Origin of the sequence: Methylobacterium sp. J-088 (assembly GCF_022829295.1) — a bacterium.
GTDB lineage: Bacteria > Pseudomonadota > Alphaproteobacteria > Rhizobiales > Beijerinckiaceae > Methylobacterium.
In genome coordinates this window covers 35,572-51,903 of the sequence record NZ_JAKSYH010000049.1, presented here as the reverse complement: position 1 = coordinate 51,903, position 16,332 = coordinate 35,572, and the positions used below count along the sequence as shown (strand labels likewise).

The 16,332-nt window shown below is 67.4% G+C and carries 15 protein-coding genes; 13 read left to right on the top strand and 2 right to left on the bottom strand.

Annotation, left to right across the window (positions count from 1 at the left end; genetic code table 11):
• Positions 1 to 586: 586 nt before the first annotated feature.
• Together MKK63_RS05565 and MKK63_RS05560 are read left to right on the top strand one after the other, a co-directional pair.
• Positions 587 to 910, top strand: coding sequence for a hypothetical protein (locus MKK63_RS05565; protein ID WP_243999481.1), 324 nt, complete (start codon positions 587 to 589; stop codon positions 908 to 910).
• 2,164 nt (positions 911 to 3,074) lie between these two features.
• On the top strand, positions 3,075 to 3,230 hold the full coding sequence (locus MKK63_RS05560) for a hypothetical protein (protein WP_243999478.1): 156 nt from the start codon (positions 3,075 to 3,077) through the stop codon (positions 3,228 to 3,230).
• 810 nt (positions 3,231 to 4,040) lie between these two features.
• On the opposite strand, the gene MKK63_RS05555 is transcribed toward MKK63_RS05560, so the two are convergent.
• Positions 4,041 to 4,250 carry a cold-shock protein gene (locus MKK63_RS05555; RefSeq protein ID WP_243916372.1) on the bottom strand — a complete coding sequence of 70 codons (210 nt, stop codon included), beginning with the start codon at positions 4,248 to 4,250 and terminating at the stop codon, positions 4,041 to 4,043.
• Positions 4,251 to 4,526: 276 nt separating this feature from the next.
• On the opposite strand from MKK63_RS05555, the gene MKK63_RS05550 reads away from it, so the two are divergent.
• The 6 genes from MKK63_RS05550 (at position 4,527) to MKK63_RS05520 (ending at position 10,813) form a co-directional block, all read left to right on the top strand.
• Positions 4,527 to 4,805 carry a hypothetical protein gene (locus MKK63_RS05550; protein ID WP_243999688.1) on the top strand — a complete coding sequence of 93 codons (279 nt, stop codon included), beginning with the start codon at positions 4,527 to 4,529 and terminating at the stop codon, positions 4,803 to 4,805.
• A gap of 877 nt (positions 4,806 to 5,682) precedes the next feature.
• Positions 5,683 to 6,747 carry an ABC transporter substrate-binding protein gene (locus MKK63_RS05540; RefSeq protein WP_243999476.1) on the top strand — a complete coding sequence of 355 codons (1,065 nt, stop codon included), beginning with the start codon at positions 5,683 to 5,685 and terminating at the stop codon, positions 6,745 to 6,747.
• A gap of 4 nt (positions 6,748 to 6,751) precedes the next feature.
• Positions 6,752 to 7,681, top strand: a complete 930-nt coding sequence (locus MKK63_RS05535) for an ABC transporter permease (RefSeq protein ID WP_243999474.1) — start codon at positions 6,752 to 6,754, stop codon at positions 7,679 to 7,681.
• A gap of 4 nt (positions 7,682 to 7,685) precedes the next feature.
• Entirely contained in the window at positions 7,686 to 8,492 is an 807-nt protein-coding gene (locus MKK63_RS05530; RefSeq protein ID WP_243999669.1) for an ABC transporter ATP-binding protein, read from the top strand.
• A 25-nt stretch (positions 8,493 to 8,517) separates the two neighbouring features.
• Positions 8,518 to 10,059, top strand: a complete 1,542-nt coding sequence (locus MKK63_RS05525; protein ID WP_243999473.1) for an amidohydrolase family protein — start codon at positions 8,518 to 8,520, stop codon at positions 10,057 to 10,059.
• A 4-nt stretch (positions 10,060 to 10,063) separates the two neighbouring features.
• Positions 10,064 to 10,813 (top strand): aspartate/glutamate racemase family protein, encoded by a 750-nt coding sequence (locus MKK63_RS05520; protein ID WP_243999471.1) that lies wholly within the window; start codon positions 10,064 to 10,066, stop codon positions 10,811 to 10,813.
• Positions 10,814 to 10,823: 10 nt separating this feature from the next.
• Here the strand turns inward: MKK63_RS05520 and MKK63_RS05515 are convergent, their stop codons facing one another.
• Positions 10,824 to 11,558, bottom strand: coding sequence for an aspartate/glutamate racemase family protein (locus MKK63_RS05515; protein ID WP_243999469.1), 735 nt, complete (start codon positions 11,556 to 11,558; stop codon positions 10,824 to 10,826).
• Positions 11,559 to 11,786: 228 nt separating this feature from the next.
• Here MKK63_RS05515 and MKK63_RS05510 point away from each other — a divergent pair, with 228 nt between their 5' ends.
• The 5 genes from MKK63_RS05510 to MKK63_RS05490 all read left to right on the top strand — a co-directional run bounded on the left by MKK63_RS05510 (position 11,787) and on the right by MKK63_RS05490 (position 16,324).
• On the top strand, positions 11,787 to 12,644 hold the full coding sequence (locus MKK63_RS05510; protein WP_243999467.1) for a transporter substrate-binding domain-containing protein: 858 nt from the start codon (positions 11,787 to 11,789) through the stop codon (positions 12,642 to 12,644).
• A 16-nt stretch (positions 12,645 to 12,660) separates the two neighbouring features.
• Positions 12,661 to 13,404 (top strand): amino acid ABC transporter permease, encoded by a 744-nt coding sequence (locus tag MKK63_RS05505; RefSeq protein WP_243999465.1) that lies wholly within the window; start codon positions 12,661 to 12,663, stop codon positions 13,402 to 13,404.
• Positions 13,405 to 13,415: 11 nt separating this feature from the next.
• Positions 13,416 to 14,177 carry an amino acid ABC transporter permease gene (locus MKK63_RS05500; RefSeq protein WP_243999667.1) on the top strand — a complete coding sequence of 254 codons (762 nt, stop codon included), beginning with the start codon at positions 13,416 to 13,418 and terminating at the stop codon, positions 14,175 to 14,177.
• 81 nt (positions 14,178 to 14,258) lie between these two features.
• A complete protein-coding gene (locus tag MKK63_RS05495) occupies positions 14,259 to 14,999 on the top strand; it encodes an amino acid ABC transporter ATP-binding protein (RefSeq protein ID WP_243999665.1) in 741 nt (246 codons plus the stop codon).
• A complete protein-coding gene (locus tag MKK63_RS05490; RefSeq protein WP_243999463.1) occupies positions 14,999 to 16,324 on the top strand; it encodes an MmgE/PrpD family protein in 1,326 nt (441 codons plus the stop codon). The genes MKK63_RS05495 and MKK63_RS05490 overlap by 1 nt, the downstream gene beginning before the upstream one ends.
• The last annotated feature ends 8 nt before the right edge of the window (positions 16,325 to 16,332 follow it).

Below are 16,332 nucleotides of genomic sequence, written 5' to 3'. Positions count from 1 at the left end.
CAAGCAGTGAGCATATTAAGGCGCGAATTCCTGACTGTTAACACTGTGGAAACGTTACTTAGGTGGTTGTGCCTCTGTCAAGCTCTTGTAACCGAAACGGGTGCGTGCGCTCCAGCTACGCTGATTCCAGCCGCGCTCGGCAGGGCTGCGACCGTAATCACATATCGCAGCAGGGTCAGGCGATTGACGATGCAGAGGCATCGCGATGATCGAACGCCGTGGCTAAAGACATCCCTAGTGCTCTGACGCATTCACTTCGTTCATGCGAGTGAGCACGAGTTCTTTGGTTTTGCATCGATTTTTCCAGGCTCGGCTGACGCCTCCGTCTGGATCGATGCACTAGCGTCGACGAACTGCGCCGCTGATCCGAGGTCTCGGGGGACGAGATCGAAGCAGCAACCGGCGCCTATCACGCACAACGGCCAATCAAGTATTCTGGTGATCGCTCACAATAGGCGGGGCTCGGTGCACTTGGTCTCGCGATGCGATCCCGTCGGTCCGCCCGATGAGCCCATCTTAAGACATCTCTTCTTCTTTATTGTAAGCCGTGCGGTAACAAAACAAATTCGACGCTGCAAGCCCAGAAATGATCCTTCCGATGAGATATATTTATACCGGCAACGCACTCATAGTCTTTCCCAATGCAGGACCAATGCAGGCTCGCGTGCTGTTCGTCGCGAACTCCCAGGCCGGGATACCGGGTGTTAGACCCTTTCACGAACCGGTAGCCGGCCGCCTTGGTGAAGGCGATGCGATCGGCATCGGCGGCATCGACCGCACCCAAGCCAAGCATCAGAACGCGGCAGACATTCTTGCGCGGGGTCCCATTCTATGGGTGCACGCTGAAGAACTCTTGCACGCTCCAGCCGAGCCGATGCGCGTCGGCGCCGTTGCGCTCGTTGAAGGGTAGGTCGTGCGCGCGGATCGCCGCCCACGTCGTCGTAGCGAGACATTTGCACGATGAGGTGTGCTCGGACAGGTGTTCGATCTGGCCCTGACTGGATGGGCGGGAGGTCTGACAGGCCGCTGCCGCACGGCTGAGTCATTGCCGAACCGAAGCTCAGCTGCTCAGCCCATTTCGATCTGCGAGACGGGCGAGCGTCACTGGGCCATACCAGGGCGGTGAGCTGCCAGTCCCGATCTGCGATATCGAGGGTGAAAAAGCCCCGCGCGGCTAAGCCGGCGGGGCTGAAGGAGTCCTTGGGAGGAGACGGTTACCCTACGGCGGCTCGGCTTGGTATACCAGCGCATCGGGCGCATGGCTGAGCTTCCGAAGCGCGGCTCGAAAAAAAACCGCCACGGCCGGGGCCGGGCGGTTTGAGGTGGTTCGTGCTGAGGACCAGATAGCCGGTCTACGCACAGGGTGGCGGGGAGGTTCCGGTCGGCCGGGCGGCGTCCCCTGCCGGTCCGAAGACCGGCATCGGCGAAGAGGGAGCAGTTCAGGCCAACGCCGTGCGCGAACGCCCGACGGCTACAACCGCCACGCCGTTCCGAACGCATGAGCATCATGAACCCATCCGCAGCGAACGAGCGCCAAGTATTCTAGCAATAAATTGACGATGTACTTCTCCGCTATAATCACGATTACCATTAATTGGACGTTAATCTGGCAATTGCAAGAAAGCATTAAAGCAGACATTGTTCCTCAATACTTAATTAGCCGAGTCTCAGGTCCCGATGCGACGGGTCTTTCCATCATCGGTGAGCAAGCACAATGGACGCGGTCGAGCGCGAGCTGGTCGGCTTTAGCGAAATGAATATGGCCGGAACCAAACAGACGTCCATGATGCGCGAATCATGGTGCGGCAGCGAGACAGAACCTCAACAAAACGCAAATGTAATGTTAGGGGGAGGGGAGGGCGCTACAACAAGCGCATGCGCCCTCCCCGATTGCCACTGTGCAATCCGCGGGCGCCCGCGCGGATGTCGCATAAATCTTATTGTATTAATCGTATATAAAAGCCAATAAGTTCAATACTATTCTCCAAGTACAATAATTTTTATTATGTGAACACACGGTATTTGGGTCTGAAAAATTATCGCGCGGGCGTAACACCATGCAATGATGGCGACTGCGAAGTGGAGCAAATCCCGGGTGCTGTCCGGCTTCTGAGGCCAGCAGATTTTAGGACCGCGCGGAAGCGGTCGATGCATGCATGGCAGCACTTAACGACCCAGCACCGGGCTCGCTTACCCAGGTCTCGCTTCGCCTTGACTTCCTCGCAGCGCCGCCGCAGGCGCGGTACGAAACCGTACTGTGCCGCCATCCCGCGCGAGCCAGCTCAGGCGTAGCCTCCGTCGAGGCGCAGATACTGCGGCGCGAGGGCGCCCGGATCCGGTCGGGACACTTGAGACCGCTTCGAGCGTCTCGTGCAGCGGCAGGTGATCGTTGTTGTCGATGTTGGCGACCGCCAGCCCCACCGGCGCCTCGCGCCTTTGGACGAGCGCTAACCCAGATTGGTCGGTTGAGCCCAGTCTCCCAAACGCAGCGGCGTTCGCCCAGCGCTCCAACGAGAGATAGACGGGTCCGGCCAATGCCGATCAACACCTCGTCAGCCAGCAACCTCTTACGCCAGAACGCCGCGAATACCCCCGCTTTCGTCCACGCCTGCGGCCGGCGATGAGACGGCGACGAGGTGCAGATCACGATCGCATGGCGCGCGTTCCACTGTCAGGCAGCGCGAAACAAGAAGACGATCGCGTCCATCGCCATACAGTCTGGAATGGGCGGGTTGTGGCATCTAAGGGGGTGCGGCAGCCAGGGCGTAAAGCGGTTCCATCCGCCTCCCCACTTCGTCGGAGAGGCGCCAGCCGTCGTCCGCTTTCGCTGAATGCCGCCCGTTCTGCTCTCGAGACTCGGCATCCATTACGGACGGAAATACCACGACTAACCGCCGACCGGGACCGGCTCCAAGGTCTCGATCTAGAGCCACGCTCTACACGATATGCGCTGTCGTGTTCAGGAGTTCTCCGTCAGATTCACGAGCAGCGGTGGTGTTCTGGCTCCAGAAGGCGCATAGCCTTACAATCCCTCCGCGCAATCCCGTGCCCTGGGCGACGAAGCGGAGACCAGCATGGCACGCGAATTCACGACCGGCAAAGCGCAGGCCGTTACGCCCGAGGACTTCAACGAGCGCGTGAAGCTACTTCTGGCCAACAAGCCCGAGGTTCTCAAGCCCGAGCCGAAGGCCAGAAATTTCAAGACCAACAGGCCGCAGCAGAAAGCTTGAGGTCCTGTCTCCGGCGGCGTCCGCCTGATTGCGGGCGCCGATCAAGTCCGCTCTGATCTGCTCCGAGACACGCGCCTTCGTAGAGCGAGGGTCACGCGATGCTCCTCAGCCGGCGCGCTGGGCACCACCGCGCTATGGACGCCGTTCACCGCGAAACACGACAACGAGACAGTAAGAGCACGCCGATCACGCGCGAAACACACGACCACACCGGCAGACGTACCGCACCACCGAGATCGGCCACGCCTCCGGATCGATCATGCGGCTCCTGCACGCAGTGTTGTCATGTCTTGGAGATCCAGGTTCTCGGCAAGCCCGCGGGAATCCTGTGCCGTCACAACACCGGGACAGGATGCGGTATCTACCCTGAGCGCCCGGAGGTCTGCGCCCGGTGGTATTGCCTCTGGCGCCGGATCGAAGCGCTGCCAGCCGCGCTGAGGCCAGATCGATCAGGCGTGATATTCTCGTTGGAGAGCCGCCCCCCCGTCGTGGATGCTTCCGAGGCAGCCTGTATCGTGGGCCGCGCCGTGGACGGGGTTCAAGCCTTCGACCGATGGGACGTAGCCGAGGCGTTCGCGATGTTCGTTCGTGAGGGATCGCTACCGGTCTGGAAGATTTCGGACGGCAATGCTACCCTGGTCAACCCTGGCCTCGACACCGCTCGCCGGTGACATCAGCGGCGAGCGGTGTCGAGGCGCTTCGTCACCATCTGCGGCGCGAGCCGATACGCAACGCGGCTCGCAACGCGGATGGGAGATCCGATCGGACCAAGCGGGATGAGGCGCACGCCCCATCCCGGCAGTCGAAGGCTCAGGCGCTCTTCAGATTGGCGGCGCTCTCCTTGCCGCTACGCCGGTCAGCCTCGACGTCGTAGTCGATCTTCTGACCCTCGATCAGATTGCGCATCCCGGCGCGCTCCACAGCAGAGATGTGGACGAACACGTCCTTGCCCCCGTCGTCCGGCTGGATGAAGCCGTAGCCCTTGGTCTCGTTGAACCACTTAACAGTACCGGTAGCCATAGCGGTAACCCTAGTCGCCAGCACGCCAACGCGGCGTGCCGTTCCGTTCGAACCACCTACGGCGGCTGACCGTTCCATGCAATGCTCAGATCGGTTCACCCATAGCGGATGACCGCAAGCGCCTTGACAGGGTTGCCGACGTTCGTCCCGGTTGCCGCATCATCGCAGCTATCTTTGCGGCGCGCAGAGGCGCAGGATGTCGAGGTTGCGGATCTCGTGCCTCGATCTCGAGCCGCTTCGAACTCGTGGTCTCGACGGTAGCGAACGGGCACGCGAATGGCAGATGTCGTTAGCTTTCCAGCCGGTCGCCGTTCGTCCTGCGCGCTCACACCTTACCGGGCCTACCGGTTCGCGCCGGATGGCAGCGTCAGCTCGACCATACCAATCGAGGCCGCCACTGACGCGGAAGCGGTGGAATGCGCCTTTCATCTGAGCGACGGAGACCGCGTCGAACTTTGGTCCCGTGCACGCTTCGTCGCCCACGTGGGACCGCACGACGGCCTGATCGCGGCCTCGATCGCATTGGTTGAAGAGGATCCGTCGCCCGATCCGTGAGCGCGGTGTTCCGCCGGCGCGGCTGAAGACGGTCCGCGTCCTGCTCGCCCTTGCCCGAGGCGTGGGCCCGTGGCGGCCGAACCGGGAAACTGTGTATGCGTGGATCCCTGCACATGGACGAGGCGCTCGCCGTCCCGTTGGACGCGGCGGCGGCGCGGTAGGCCTGGGCAAGCATCGCAAGGGCGGCGGGTCGGTGCCAGCCGATGTCGGAATGTGCCGCGTACCGGTCGGGCCCAACCTCGCCCTTGGCGTGGCCGACGTTGCTTTCGATGGTCCAGCGCTGACCGGCGATGCGCACCGGATCGGACAGCGCGCCACGACGCATCGGACGCGCGCACCCAAGTCTCATCAGCGCCAGCAGGCCGCGTAGGCAGGCCTCAGCCCGCCGATGCGGCTCGTTCCGGCCCGGCAGCCAATTTGCGCCCGTCATCGTCATCGCGGACCAAAGCCACCACGACAACGCAAAATCCCACCTGTCGTACAGGCCAACCCGGGACGAGGGACCGACAGCGCATCCTGCGGCGGAGTTACCGAACACGCGCCGTGAGTCGTCAAGCTCCGACAGGACGGGGCTTGTCCCGCCCCGTAGCGGGCAAGCACGGCCCCTCAATAGACCGTGAGGCTCCGGCCCGCGAAGGCCGCTGACCGAAGGTGGCGGCGCGGTTGGCACGCTTCTTGTGAGTATCTCACCAGCGCAGCGTCGCTCCCGGGCGGCGAGTAAAGGTTGGCGTGCCGTCGAAACCGCGAGGTGCCGGGTGATCCGGATCGCATCGACCGCCCTCACCTCTGTCCGAGCCGAGCATCTCCGCGCGCACGGCCGAGCGCCGGCACGCATCGCCTGAATGCCCCCGACATCCGCCTCCTGAGGAGAGCCGATATGTGCGACCGTCACGGCGAGTACCGCGTTCCCGACTTTTCGCCCGACTTCTCGCGGTTCAAGCCCAGCCGCAGACGCTTCCTCGGCGGCACCGCCGCCGCCCTCACGGTCGCGGTGGGGCCCGGCATGACCGGCCGGGCTGCGGCCGCCACCGGCATCCGGGCCACCCACGGGACCGGCTTCTGCAACCTGAACTTCTTCCTGGCCGAGGCGATGCAGCTCGCCAAGGATGACGGGCTGACCATCGACTTCGTCAACACCCCGACCTTCTCGGATCAGGTCACCTTCCTCGGCATGGGTCAGGTCGATGCCGGCGTGATGCCCTATACGAGCTTCATGGCGCTCTACGACGCGGGCGCCCCGGTCAAGATCGTGGCGGGCGGCGGCATCGAGGGCTGCGTGCTCGTGGCCCAGCCGGGCCTCGACAGCCCCGAGAAGCTCAAGGGCAAGACGCTCGGCACCTTCCAGCTCGATACGCTGGAGGTGCTGCCCTACGACTGGCTGAAGAAGAACGGCGTCGCCTTCAAGGACATCACGGTCCGCTACATGGGCTCGACCCCGGAGGCCGTGGAGGCGTTCCGGGCCGGCGCCCTCGACATCATCTCGACGATCGAGCCCTACGGCACGGCGCTGCTCACCGATGTGAAGGGCGCGGTCAAACTCTCCGACGGCACCGACATCTACGGCAAGGGCTACACCGACTGCGTGCTGGCGGTCCGCAACGAACTGATCGCCAAGAATCCGGGCGCCGTCAAAGCCATGATCAAGGGCATGATGAAGGCCCAGGCCCTGGCCGAGAGCGACCCGCAGACCGCCCTGAACACGCTGGTCGGCTCCTACTACAAGACTTCGATGAGCAACGCCCAGCTCGCCATGGGCCGGCAGCCCTCGGTGGTGGACGCCCGCAACCAGACGCAGTTCATCCTCGACCGGACCGATTCCGTCGCCGAGATGGGCTACATCAAGAAGAAGCCCGGCCGCGACGCGATCGACTGGACCCTGCTGGAGCAGGTCATCGCCGAGAACCCGGATCTCTACGGCAAGCTCAAGCTGAAGTCGGCCTGAGCGGATGGCAGTCGATCTCGCCCGCGCCGCCGCCGTCCCGCACGTCCGGCCGCGCCTCCCGTTCGGTCAGCGCCTCGCGCTGCCCGATGGCTTCGTCCCGCTCCTGCAGCGGACCGGCTGGATGCTGGTCTCGGTCGGCTGCTTTGCCGGCCTCTGGGAATTGCTCTGGGCCTTCGGCATCGCCGATGCCAAGCTGCTGCCGCCGCCGCACATCTTCCTCGGCAACCTCGCCGAGCAGGCGCGCTTCTTCAACACCGCCCAGCGCTGGCAGATCGGCACCGGCATGAATGCCGGCCCGAGCCCGGCCATGGCGGTGCTGATCACGGTGCTCGCCTCAACCGGCCGGGTGCTGGCGGGCCTCGCCCTGGCCGCGACCCTGTCGATCCTGGTCGGCGTCGCGATCCGCTACGTCGTGCTGTTCGAGCGGCTGACCCTGCCGACCATCACGCTCCTGGCGCCGGTCTCGCCGATCGCATGGCTGCCAGTGGCGATCTTCATGTTCGGGATCGGCAACGCTCCAGCGATCTTCATGGTGTTCATCGCCCTGTTCTTCACGATGGTCCTCTCGACCATCCACCAGATCGACGGGGTCAACCGGAACTACATCAACGTCGCCCGCACCATGGGGGCGTCGAAACGCCAGATCTACGCGCGGGTGATCGTACCGGCGATCCTGCCGGGGCTGCTCGCCGTGCTGCGCCTCAACCTGTTCGGCGCCTGGATGGTGGTGCTCGTCGCCGAGGCGACCGGCGTCGGCTACGGGCTCGGCCAGGTGATCATGCTGGCGCGCAACACCTTCAACCCGTCGCTCGTCTTCTTCACCATCACGCTGATCGGCCTGCTCGGCTTCGCCTTCGACCTGCTGTTCCGGGTGGTGCAGCGGCGGATGCTCTACTGGCTGCCGCGCGATGCGGGGTCCTCCCTTGGTCTCTGATTTCCTGGCCTCCGATCCCGCCTCCGACGACGCCGTCTCCTGCCGAGGCGTCGCCAAGGTCTGGGCGGCCGGCACCGCCCGCGCGCACGAGGCGCTGCGCGACATCGACCTCACCGTGAAGCCCGGCGAGTTCGTGGTGTTCCTCGGCCCGTCGGGCTGCGGGAAGAGCACGCTGCTCTACCTGATCGCCGGGCTCGAGGCCGCCTCCGGGGGCGAGCTCCTGGCCTTCGGCGCCCCGGTCACCGGCCCCTCGCCCGAGCGCAGCCTGATCTTCCAGGAGACCTCGCTGCTGCCCTGGCTCAGCGTCTGGCAGAACGTCGGCTTCGGCCTGTCGCTGAAGGGTTTGCCGGAGGCCGAGCGGCGGAGCATCGCCCGGGCCGCACTCCAGCGCGTCGGCCTGGCCGAGGCCTTCGACAAGCGGCCGGACGAATTGTCCGGCGGCATGCGCCAGCGGGTGGCGGTGGCCCGGGCGCTGGCCATGCGCCCGAAGGTCCTGCTGATGGACGAGCCCTTCGCGGCGCTCGACGTCCAGACCCGCCAGAAGATGCAGGACTTCCTGCTCGACGTCTGGCGCGACAGCGGCGCCTCTGTGCTGTTCGTGACCCACCACATCGACGAGGCGGTGGCGCTCGCCGACCGGGTGGTGGTGTTCACCGCCCGCCCCGGGCGGATCAAGACGATCGTCCGCAACGACCTCGCCCGCCCGCGCGACCCGTTCTCCCCCGAGGCCGAGGCGATGCGGCGGCATCTGACGGAACTCCTGCGCGACGAGGTCGACCGGGCCTTCGCCGAGCAGGAAGCGCTCGTCTGACTCCTCCCCCAACACGGACACGACCATGACCACATCGCTGATCCGCAGCCGGCGGATGATCACCCGTACCCTCGACCACGATCGCTGGGAGGAGATCGCCGACGGCGCGGTGCTGCAGAAGGACGGGCTCATCGAGGCCCTCGGCACCTACGCGGACCTGCACGCCCGCTACCCCGACGCTCCCGTGATCGGCTCCGGCCGCGAGATCCTGCTGCCGGGCTTCGTCAACGGCCACCACCATGTCGGCCTGACGCCGGTGCAGCTCGGCTCGCCCGACATGCCGCTGGAGCTGTGGTTCGTCACCCGCATGGTGGCGCGCAACCTGAACCTTTATCTCGACACCCTGTACTCGGCCTTCGAGATGGTCGGCTCCGGGATCACCACGGTCCAGCACATCCACGGCTGGATGCCCGGCAGCCTGGAGGAAGTCGAGGCGCGCTCCAACGAGGTGCTGCGCGCCTATCGCGACATCGGCATGCGGGTCTCGTACTGCTTCGCGGTCCGCGACCAGAACCGCCTCGTATACCAAGCCGACATGGATTTCGTGGCGAGCCTCCCGGCGGCGCTGCAGGACCCGATGAAGCGCTGGTTCGAGCGCTTCCAGATGTCCCTGGAGGACAATTTCTCGCTGTTCCGCAGCCTGCATTCCGGCCAGGCCGGGGCCTCGCGGGCCAGGATCCAGCTCGCGCCGGCCAACCTGCACTGGTGCTCCGACGCGGCCCTCGAAGGGCTCGCCGGTCTGTCCGAATCCTACGACGTGCCGATGCACATGCACCTCGTGGAGACCGCCTACCAGAAGGCCTACGCGGAGAAGCGCGGCGGCGGCACCGCGGTCGAGTACCTCGACCGGTTCGGCATGCTGGGGCCCCGCCTCACGCTCGGCCACGGCGTCTGGCTCAACGAATCCGACATCGACCGGGTCGCGGCGACCGGCACCTGCATCTGTCACAACTGCTCGTCGAACTTCCGGCTGCGCTCCGGCGTGGCGGCGCTCAACCGGTTCGAGGCGAAGGGGATCAACACGGCGATCGGCCTCGACGAGGCGGGCATCAACGACGACCGCGACATGCTCCAGGAGATGCGCCTCGTGCTGCGCGCCCACCGGGTGCCCGGCATGGACGAGGGCGACGTGCCGAGCATGGCCCAGGTGCTGCGCATGGCCACCGTCGGCGGCGCCCGCACTACCCCGTACGGCGACAGCCTCGGCACGATCGAAGTCGGCAAGGGCGCCGACCTCGTCCTGATCGACTGGGACCAGATCGCCTATCCGTATCTCGATCCGGAGACGCCGCTTCTCGACGCGGTGATCCAGCGGGCCAAGACCGGCGGCGTCACCACGGTGCTGTGCGAGGGCGAGGTGCTGTACGCCGACGGCCGCTTCACCCGGGTCGACAAGGACGCCGCCCTCAAGGCGCTGCATGACGACCTGTCGCGGGCGCTGTCGGACGACGAGGTCGAGCGGCGCCAGCTCTCCAAGGCCCTGCTGCCGCACGCGAAACGCTTCTATGCCGACTACATCGACCCGTCGCGGCACGAACCGTTCTACCGGCCGAACTCGCGCGTCTGACGGCGTGCGGCTCCTCCTCCTCAATCCGAACACCTCGGCCGCCATGACGGCCCGGATGGAGCAGGCCGCCGCGGCCGCGCTTGCTCCGGACGTGACGCTCACAGCGCTGACGGCCGCCCGGGGCCTGCCCTACATCGCGAGTCGCGCGGAGGCGCAGCTCGCGGGGGCCGCGGTGCTGGAAGCCCTGGCGGAGCACCAAGCGGGCTTCGACGCCGCCGTCATCGCGGCCTTCGGCGATCCTGGGTTGATCGCGGCGCGGGAGCTGTTCGACCTGCCCATCGTCGGCATGGCCGAGGCGTCGCTGCTGACCGCCTGCCAGCTCGGTCAACGCTTCGGCATCGTGACCTTCTCGGGCACTTTGCTGCCCTGGTACGAGGATGCGGTTGCCCTCTCGGGCCTTTCGGCGCGCTGCGCCTGTGTCCGGGCGGTCTCGGCGGCCTTCCGCTCGGTCACGGAGGTGCAGCACGAACTGGAGGCGGAGATCGGCGCCCTGGCCAACCGGGTCGTCGCCGAGGACGGCGCCGACGCTGTGATCCTCGCCGGCGCCCCGCTGACCGGCCTCGCAGCACGCATCGGCGAAACGGTGCCGGTGCCGCTGGTCGATCCGTTGGCGGCCGCCCTCGGTCAGGCGCAGGCGCTGGTCCGGCTCGGGGCACGTCCGCCGCGCGTGGGCCGCTTCGCCCGGCCCCCGGCCAAGCCCGCGACCGGGCTGGCACCGGCCCTGCGGCGCTGGATCGAGCGGGACGACACCTGAATCGAGCCTTTCAGGGCGTCGCGAACACGCTGCCCCATCCGGTGATCGCTGCCGTGTCCAGCCCGGCGAGATCCATCGCCTTCCACAGACTGACCGTCACCGAATCGTAGACCGGGATCCCGAGCTCGTCTTCAAGAGCGGGCGCGAGGGCGGCGCCCGCAAGGTTGGTACACACGATGGCGGCCGCCTCGGCACCCTCGGCCGCCACGGCGCGGACCATCCCGGCGATCTCGGCCTCATCGGCCTCAGCGAACGAGAAGTTCTCCGACAGGCCAAGGTGCCGCTCGGCCGAGCAGTCGAGCCCGTCGGCCTGCCAGTTCGCCTGGATGCGCGCCTGGACGTCCCCCGTATAGGGCGTCACCAATCCGACGCGTTCAATCCCGCGCCGCCGGAACAGGTCGCGGAAGGCGAGCGCCGAAGTCGATGCCGGCAGGCCGGTCCGCTGCGTGATCGCCGCAGACAGGGCCATATCGTTCTCGAAGCCGAGCCAAGCCCCCGCCGTGCCATTCCATAGGATCGCGGCGACCCGGGCATCCGCAAGCAGCTCCGAGGCAGCCAGCATCGGCGCCTGATCGAATTGGCCGAGCGCGGCCGTCGATAGCCCGATCTGCGTCACGCGCAGGCGCGCGAAATGGGCGGTGATCCCCGGTTGCCCGGCCAGCAGGCGGGCCGTCATCGGTTCGAGGACGCTGTTCGAGGACGGCGTCAGCATCCCGAGCCTGACCGTCTGCCGCGTGTTTATCATCCCAGCCCGTCCCCGATGCGGCTCGGCGCGAGCCCGGCAGTCGCGGCTGGCAAGGATCGTTCCCGCGCAGCGGTGCTGCCGGCATTGTCGCGGCCCTCGAGAAGGCGGACCTGAGCATCTCCGACGTGAAGCCCGCCTCCCCGCTGTCCTCCGAGGCCGACGCGGCTTTCCGCGCATCCCAAGGCCCCGTATGGAGGGATCCGCCCCGCGCAGAGAACCGGAGCCGTCATGGTGCGCATCGTGTTGAAGTTTTGGTCGACGTGCCGCCCCGGTGCGCTGGCCCTGGCGGCCCTCGGGCTGCTGGCGGCGGATGCGGCCCGTGCGGACGCCACCCTCGACCGGATCAAGGGGCGGCAGAAGCTCACGGTCGGCATCATCCTGTCGGGGGCCCCGTTCGGATACATCGACCCGCAGACCCGCGCCGAGAAGGGGTTCAACATCGACCTCGGCCGGGCGCTGGCCGAGAAGCTCGGCGTGAAGGTCGAGCTCGTCACCGTCACGCCGCCCAACCGCGTGCAGTTCCTGCAGCAGGGCAAGGTCGATATCCTGATCGCCAACATGCAGTACACGGAGGACCGCGCGAAGATCCTCGACCACGTGCCGCCCCCCTACGACCGAGCCGGGGGCGCCGCGCTGGGGCGCAAGGACAGCGGCATCCACGACTGGGCGGACCTCAAGGGCAAGCCGGTCTGCATCTCGCAGGGCTCGAACTACGCGCAGCCGCTCGCCGACATCTACGGTGCCGTGGTGAAGGGGATCCCGAGCCAGCCGGAATCGATGCTGGCGCTCCAGGGCGGCAACTGCGTGGTCGCGGTCCACGTGGCGCCGACGCTCAAGCTCCTGCTCGCCGACCGCCCGGACGACTGGAAGGACTACGCCATCGTCATCCCGACCGAGCTGGATCCGGCCGATTCCGTGATCTGGCTGCGTAAGGGCGAGCGCGACACCGCGGCGGCTCTCGACGCCGCCGTGCGCGACCTGCACGGCTCGGGGGCCATGCTGGACATGGCCAAGGCCAACCGGCTGGTCGATCCGACCTTCCTCGAGGCGGAGCAGCGCAAGTTCGCCGGGCAGGCCAAGCCGTGAGTCGGACGCGGTCCGCATGATCGACGCGGCCCTGCAGCGGTTCATCGCCCTCGCGGGTTCAGTGGGCCTGCACTACGATTTCCTGCTGAGCGGCACCGAGGTCCGGTCGTGGCTCGCCGGGATGGGCACGACGCTGCTGCTCGTCGTCCTGGCGATCCCGCTGAGCCTCGCCGCCGGGATCGCCTTCGCGGCGGCCCTGACCTCCGGTCGCCCGTGGCTCGCCGGGCCGGTGCGGGCCTATGTGGAGTTGACGCGCAACACGCCGACGCTCGTGCAGCTCATGTTCGCGTTCTTCGCTCTGAACATGCTCCTGTCCCGGGGGCTGGGCGGGGCGGCCCACAACCCGTTCTCGCCCGTCTTCTGGGTGGTGGCGGTGACGGGCCTGCACGTCGCGGCCTTCCACGCGGAGGCCCTGCGCGGCGGTATCGAGGCCGTGCCGGCGCCCCTGGTCGAGGCCGCGCAGGCAACCGGCTTTTCAAGATTGGAGATCCTGCGCTTCGTGACGCTGCCGCTGGCGTTGCGCACGGCCTTGCCGGCTTTGGTGAACAACCTCGTCAACCTCGTGAAGCTGACCACGATCGGCTCCGCGATCGCGGTCGGCGAGGTGACCTACGCGTCGATCATGATCTGGACGCAGCGCGACAACGTCCTCGAGCTGATGATCGGGATCCTTCTGTTCTTCGGCCTCATCAACCTGACCGTGTCGCGGATCGGCCGCCTCGTGGAGCGCCGCCTCGCCGTGCCGGGATACGGCGCGTGAGTACCGCCGCGCTGCCCGCCCGCGGGGCCCTCCGCGTGGCCTGGCCGTGGCTCGCCGCCGCCTGCGGCGCCCTCCTCCTGTGGTGGCTCCTCGATGCGCGGCTGACGCGCGACCTCCTCGACTGGCTGCCCTACCTCGCCTCGGGCTTCGCCATGAACGTCCTGATCAGCGTGCTCGCCATGACGCTGGGCACGCTGGGCGGGGTCGCACTCGGCGCGATGGAACTGTCCGCCACGCGGATCGTGCGCGCGCCGGCCGTGGCCTACGTGCAGGTGTTCCGCAACGCGCCGCACCTCGTGCTGATCTTCGCCACAACCTACATCTTCCCCTTCGAGATCGTGGTGGCCGGCCATTACCTGCCGTTCCCCGATTGGCTGAAGGCGGTGCTCGGCCTCGCCATTCCGGCCGCCGCCTACGTGGCCGAGATCGCCCGCGGCGCGATCCTGTCGGTCCCGACGACCCAGTGGGACGCCGCCAAAGGCATCGGCCTGTCGCGGGGACAGACCCTGCGCTGGATCATCCTGCCCCAGTGCCTGCGCCGGGCGCTGCCGCCCTGGATGAACCTCTACGCCTCGATCACCATGAGCACGGCGTTGGCCTCGCTGGTCGGCGTCCACGAGTTGCTTCACGCCGCGACCGATGCCAGCACCGCCGTGCGGCGGGACGACTTCACCATCGCGATCTATCTGACGGTGCTGCTGGCGTTCTTCCTGTTCTGCTACCCGATCTCGCGCCTGACGCGACGGCTCGAACGCCGCCTCGCGCGCAGCTGACAACGAAAGCCGATGGCGCACGACTCGATGGCTCAGGATTCCGCAAACCGGCCGAACCTCGTGGCCCTTTAGGACGTCCACCTGTCCTTCGGCGCGGTCGAGGTGCTGAAGGGCATCGACCTCACGGTGGCGAAGGGCGATGCGGTCTCGATCATCGGCCCGTCCGGCTCGGGCAAGTCCACCATCCTGCGCTGCATCAACGGGCTCGCGCAGCCGCAGGCCGGCCGGATCACCGTGGCGGGCGTGCGCGTCGATACCCTGCGCAGCGAGGCCGAACGGATCGCCCTGCGCAAGCGCATCGGGGTGGTGTTCCAGCAGTACAACCTGTTCCCGCACCTGACGGTGCTGGAGAACATCACCCTCGCGCCGGTGCGGATCCTCAAGGTGCCGCGCGCCGAGGCGGAGAGCCACGCCCGGGACCTGCTCGCCCGGGTCCGGTTGGCCGACAAGATCTCGGCCTATCCGGGCGAACTCTCGGGCGGCCAGCAGCAGCGTGTCGCCATCGCCCGGGCGCTCGCCATGCGGCCGGAACTCGTGCTGTTCGACGAGGTGACCTCGGCCCTCGATCCCGAGATGGTCGGCGAGGTGCTGGCCGTGATCCGCGAGCTGGTGCGCGAGGGGCTGACCAGCATCCTGGTCACCCACGAGATGCGCTTCGCCGAGGAGATCAGCGACACGATCGCGTTCACCGAGAACGGCCGCATCGTCGCGCAGGCGCCGCCCGCGGAGCTGTTCTACCGATCCGATAACCCGCGCATCCGGCAGTTCATCGGCGGCTTCCAGGGGTTTCGCGACGCGGTACAAGATCGAGAGGGCATCTGATGCCGGATTCACGCACCGCCGCCCTGGCTGAGGCCATCGTGGCCGCCCGTCCGGACGCGGATGCCGCCGCGATGGCGGCGGCGCGCCGCGCTCTGGTCGACTTTCTCGCCTGCGCCCTGGCGGGAAGCCGGGACCGCACCGTCGCGACCGTGCGGGCCGCGATGGGCGACACGCCCGGCCGGTCCCCGGTGATCGGCTCCGGACGACCCGCAGAACCGCTTCTCGCCGCCTTGCTCAATGGCTATGCCGGGCACGTGCTCGACTACGACGATGTCCACGCGAGCGTGCGCGGGCACCCCACCACGGTGATCGTGCCGGCGCTCCTGGCGGCCCTCGATCCGGGGGCGCTGCCCTCCGCTGACGCGTTCCTCGCCGCCTATCTGGTCGGCCTGGAGACGATGGCGCATCTCGGCCGCGCCATCGGTCCCGCCCATTACGAGCGCGGCTTCCACGCTACCGCGACGCTGGGGCCCTTCGGCGCGGCCGCCGCGATCGCGCATCTGCGCGGGTTCTCAGCCATGACCACCGGGATCGCCCTCGGCCTCGGTGCCACACAGGCCGCAGGACTGCGCCTGCAGTTCGGTTTCGACGCCAAGCCGCTCCATGCCGGGCTGGCCGCCCGCAACGGCCTGATGGCGGCCCGGCTCGCAGAGGCTGGCCTGTCCGGTGCCCCCGAGTACCTCGACGGGGCGAACGGCTTCTTCGAGATCTACGGATTCGGCGAGGCGCGGCCCGAGCGCGTCCTGGAGAATTGGGGATCGCCCTGGCAGATCCTTCGCCCCGGCCTCACCCTGAAGGCGTTCCCGTGCTGCACCGCGGCCCACCCGGTGGCTATGGCCGGCCTCGCCTTCCACGGCGAAGGGTTCCGGAACCTGACGCGGGCGACCATCACCTTCCCTCCGGGGGGTGACGCCGCCCTGGTTGTCCGGACACCGCGCACCGGGATCGAGGCCCGCTTCAGCCCGGAATACATCCTGGCCGCTTCCGTGCTGGACGGTGCGGTGCGCCTCGATCACTTCGACGAAAGGCCGGTCCGCCCCGACCTCGCGGCACTCGCCGAACGGGTCGAGCGCCGGCACGACACGTCCGCGCCGCGCCTGTCCTCCGATCCGGGCACGCGGTTCGTGGTGGTGGAAATCGCCGATGCGCAGGGCCGCATCGCTGAACGGCGCATCGACGGCCTGCCCGGGCTCGACGACGCCGACGCCAAGTTCCGCGACGCCACCGCGGGCTCCGACGCAGTCCAAGCGGTGCCCGATCTCGTGCGCACCATGCGCACGCCCGGCGACCTCGCGCGCCTCCTCCAGCACCTCGCCCAGCCGTGAGCCGCCCC

Bases quoted from the DNA above. Each gene is read 5' to 3' on its own strand.
- MKK63_RS05555 (WP_243916372.1), bottom strand. From the start codon at position 4,250: ATGGCTACCGGTACTGTTAAGTGGTTCAACGAGACCAAGGGCTACGGC.
- MKK63_RS05515 (WP_243999469.1), bottom strand. From the start codon at position 11,558: ATGATAAACACGCGGCAGACGGTCAGGCTCGGGATGCTGACGCCGTCC.
- MKK63_RS05565 (WP_243999481.1), top strand. From the start codon at position 587: ATGATCCTTCCGATGAGATATATTTATACCGGCAACGCACTCATAGTC.
- MKK63_RS05540 (WP_243999476.1), top strand. From the start codon at position 5,683: ATGTGCGACCGTCACGGCGAGTACCGCGTTCCCGACTTTTCGCCCGAC.
- MKK63_RS05510 (WP_243999467.1), top strand. From the start codon at position 11,787: ATGGTGCGCATCGTGTTGAAGTTTTGGTCGACGTGCCGCCCCGGTGCG.
- MKK63_RS05505 (WP_243999465.1), top strand. From the start codon at position 12,661: ATGATCGACGCGGCCCTGCAGCGGTTCATCGCCCTCGCGGGTTCAGTG.
- MKK63_RS05535 (WP_243999474.1), top strand. From the start codon at position 6,752: ATGGCAGTCGATCTCGCCCGCGCCGCCGCCGTCCCGCACGTCCGGCCG.
- MKK63_RS05525 (WP_243999473.1), top strand. From the start codon at position 8,518: ATGACCACATCGCTGATCCGCAGCCGGCGGATGATCACCCGTACCCTC.
- MKK63_RS05490 (WP_243999463.1), top strand. From the start codon at position 14,999: ATGCCGGATTCACGCACCGCCGCCCTGGCTGAGGCCATCGTGGCCGCC.
- MKK63_RS05550 (WP_243999688.1), top strand. From the start codon at position 4,527: ATGGCAGATGTCGTTAGCTTTCCAGCCGGTCGCCGTTCGTCCTGCGCG.
- MKK63_RS05560 (WP_243999478.1), top strand. From the start codon at position 3,075: ATGGCACGCGAATTCACGACCGGCAAAGCGCAGGCCGTTACGCCCGAG.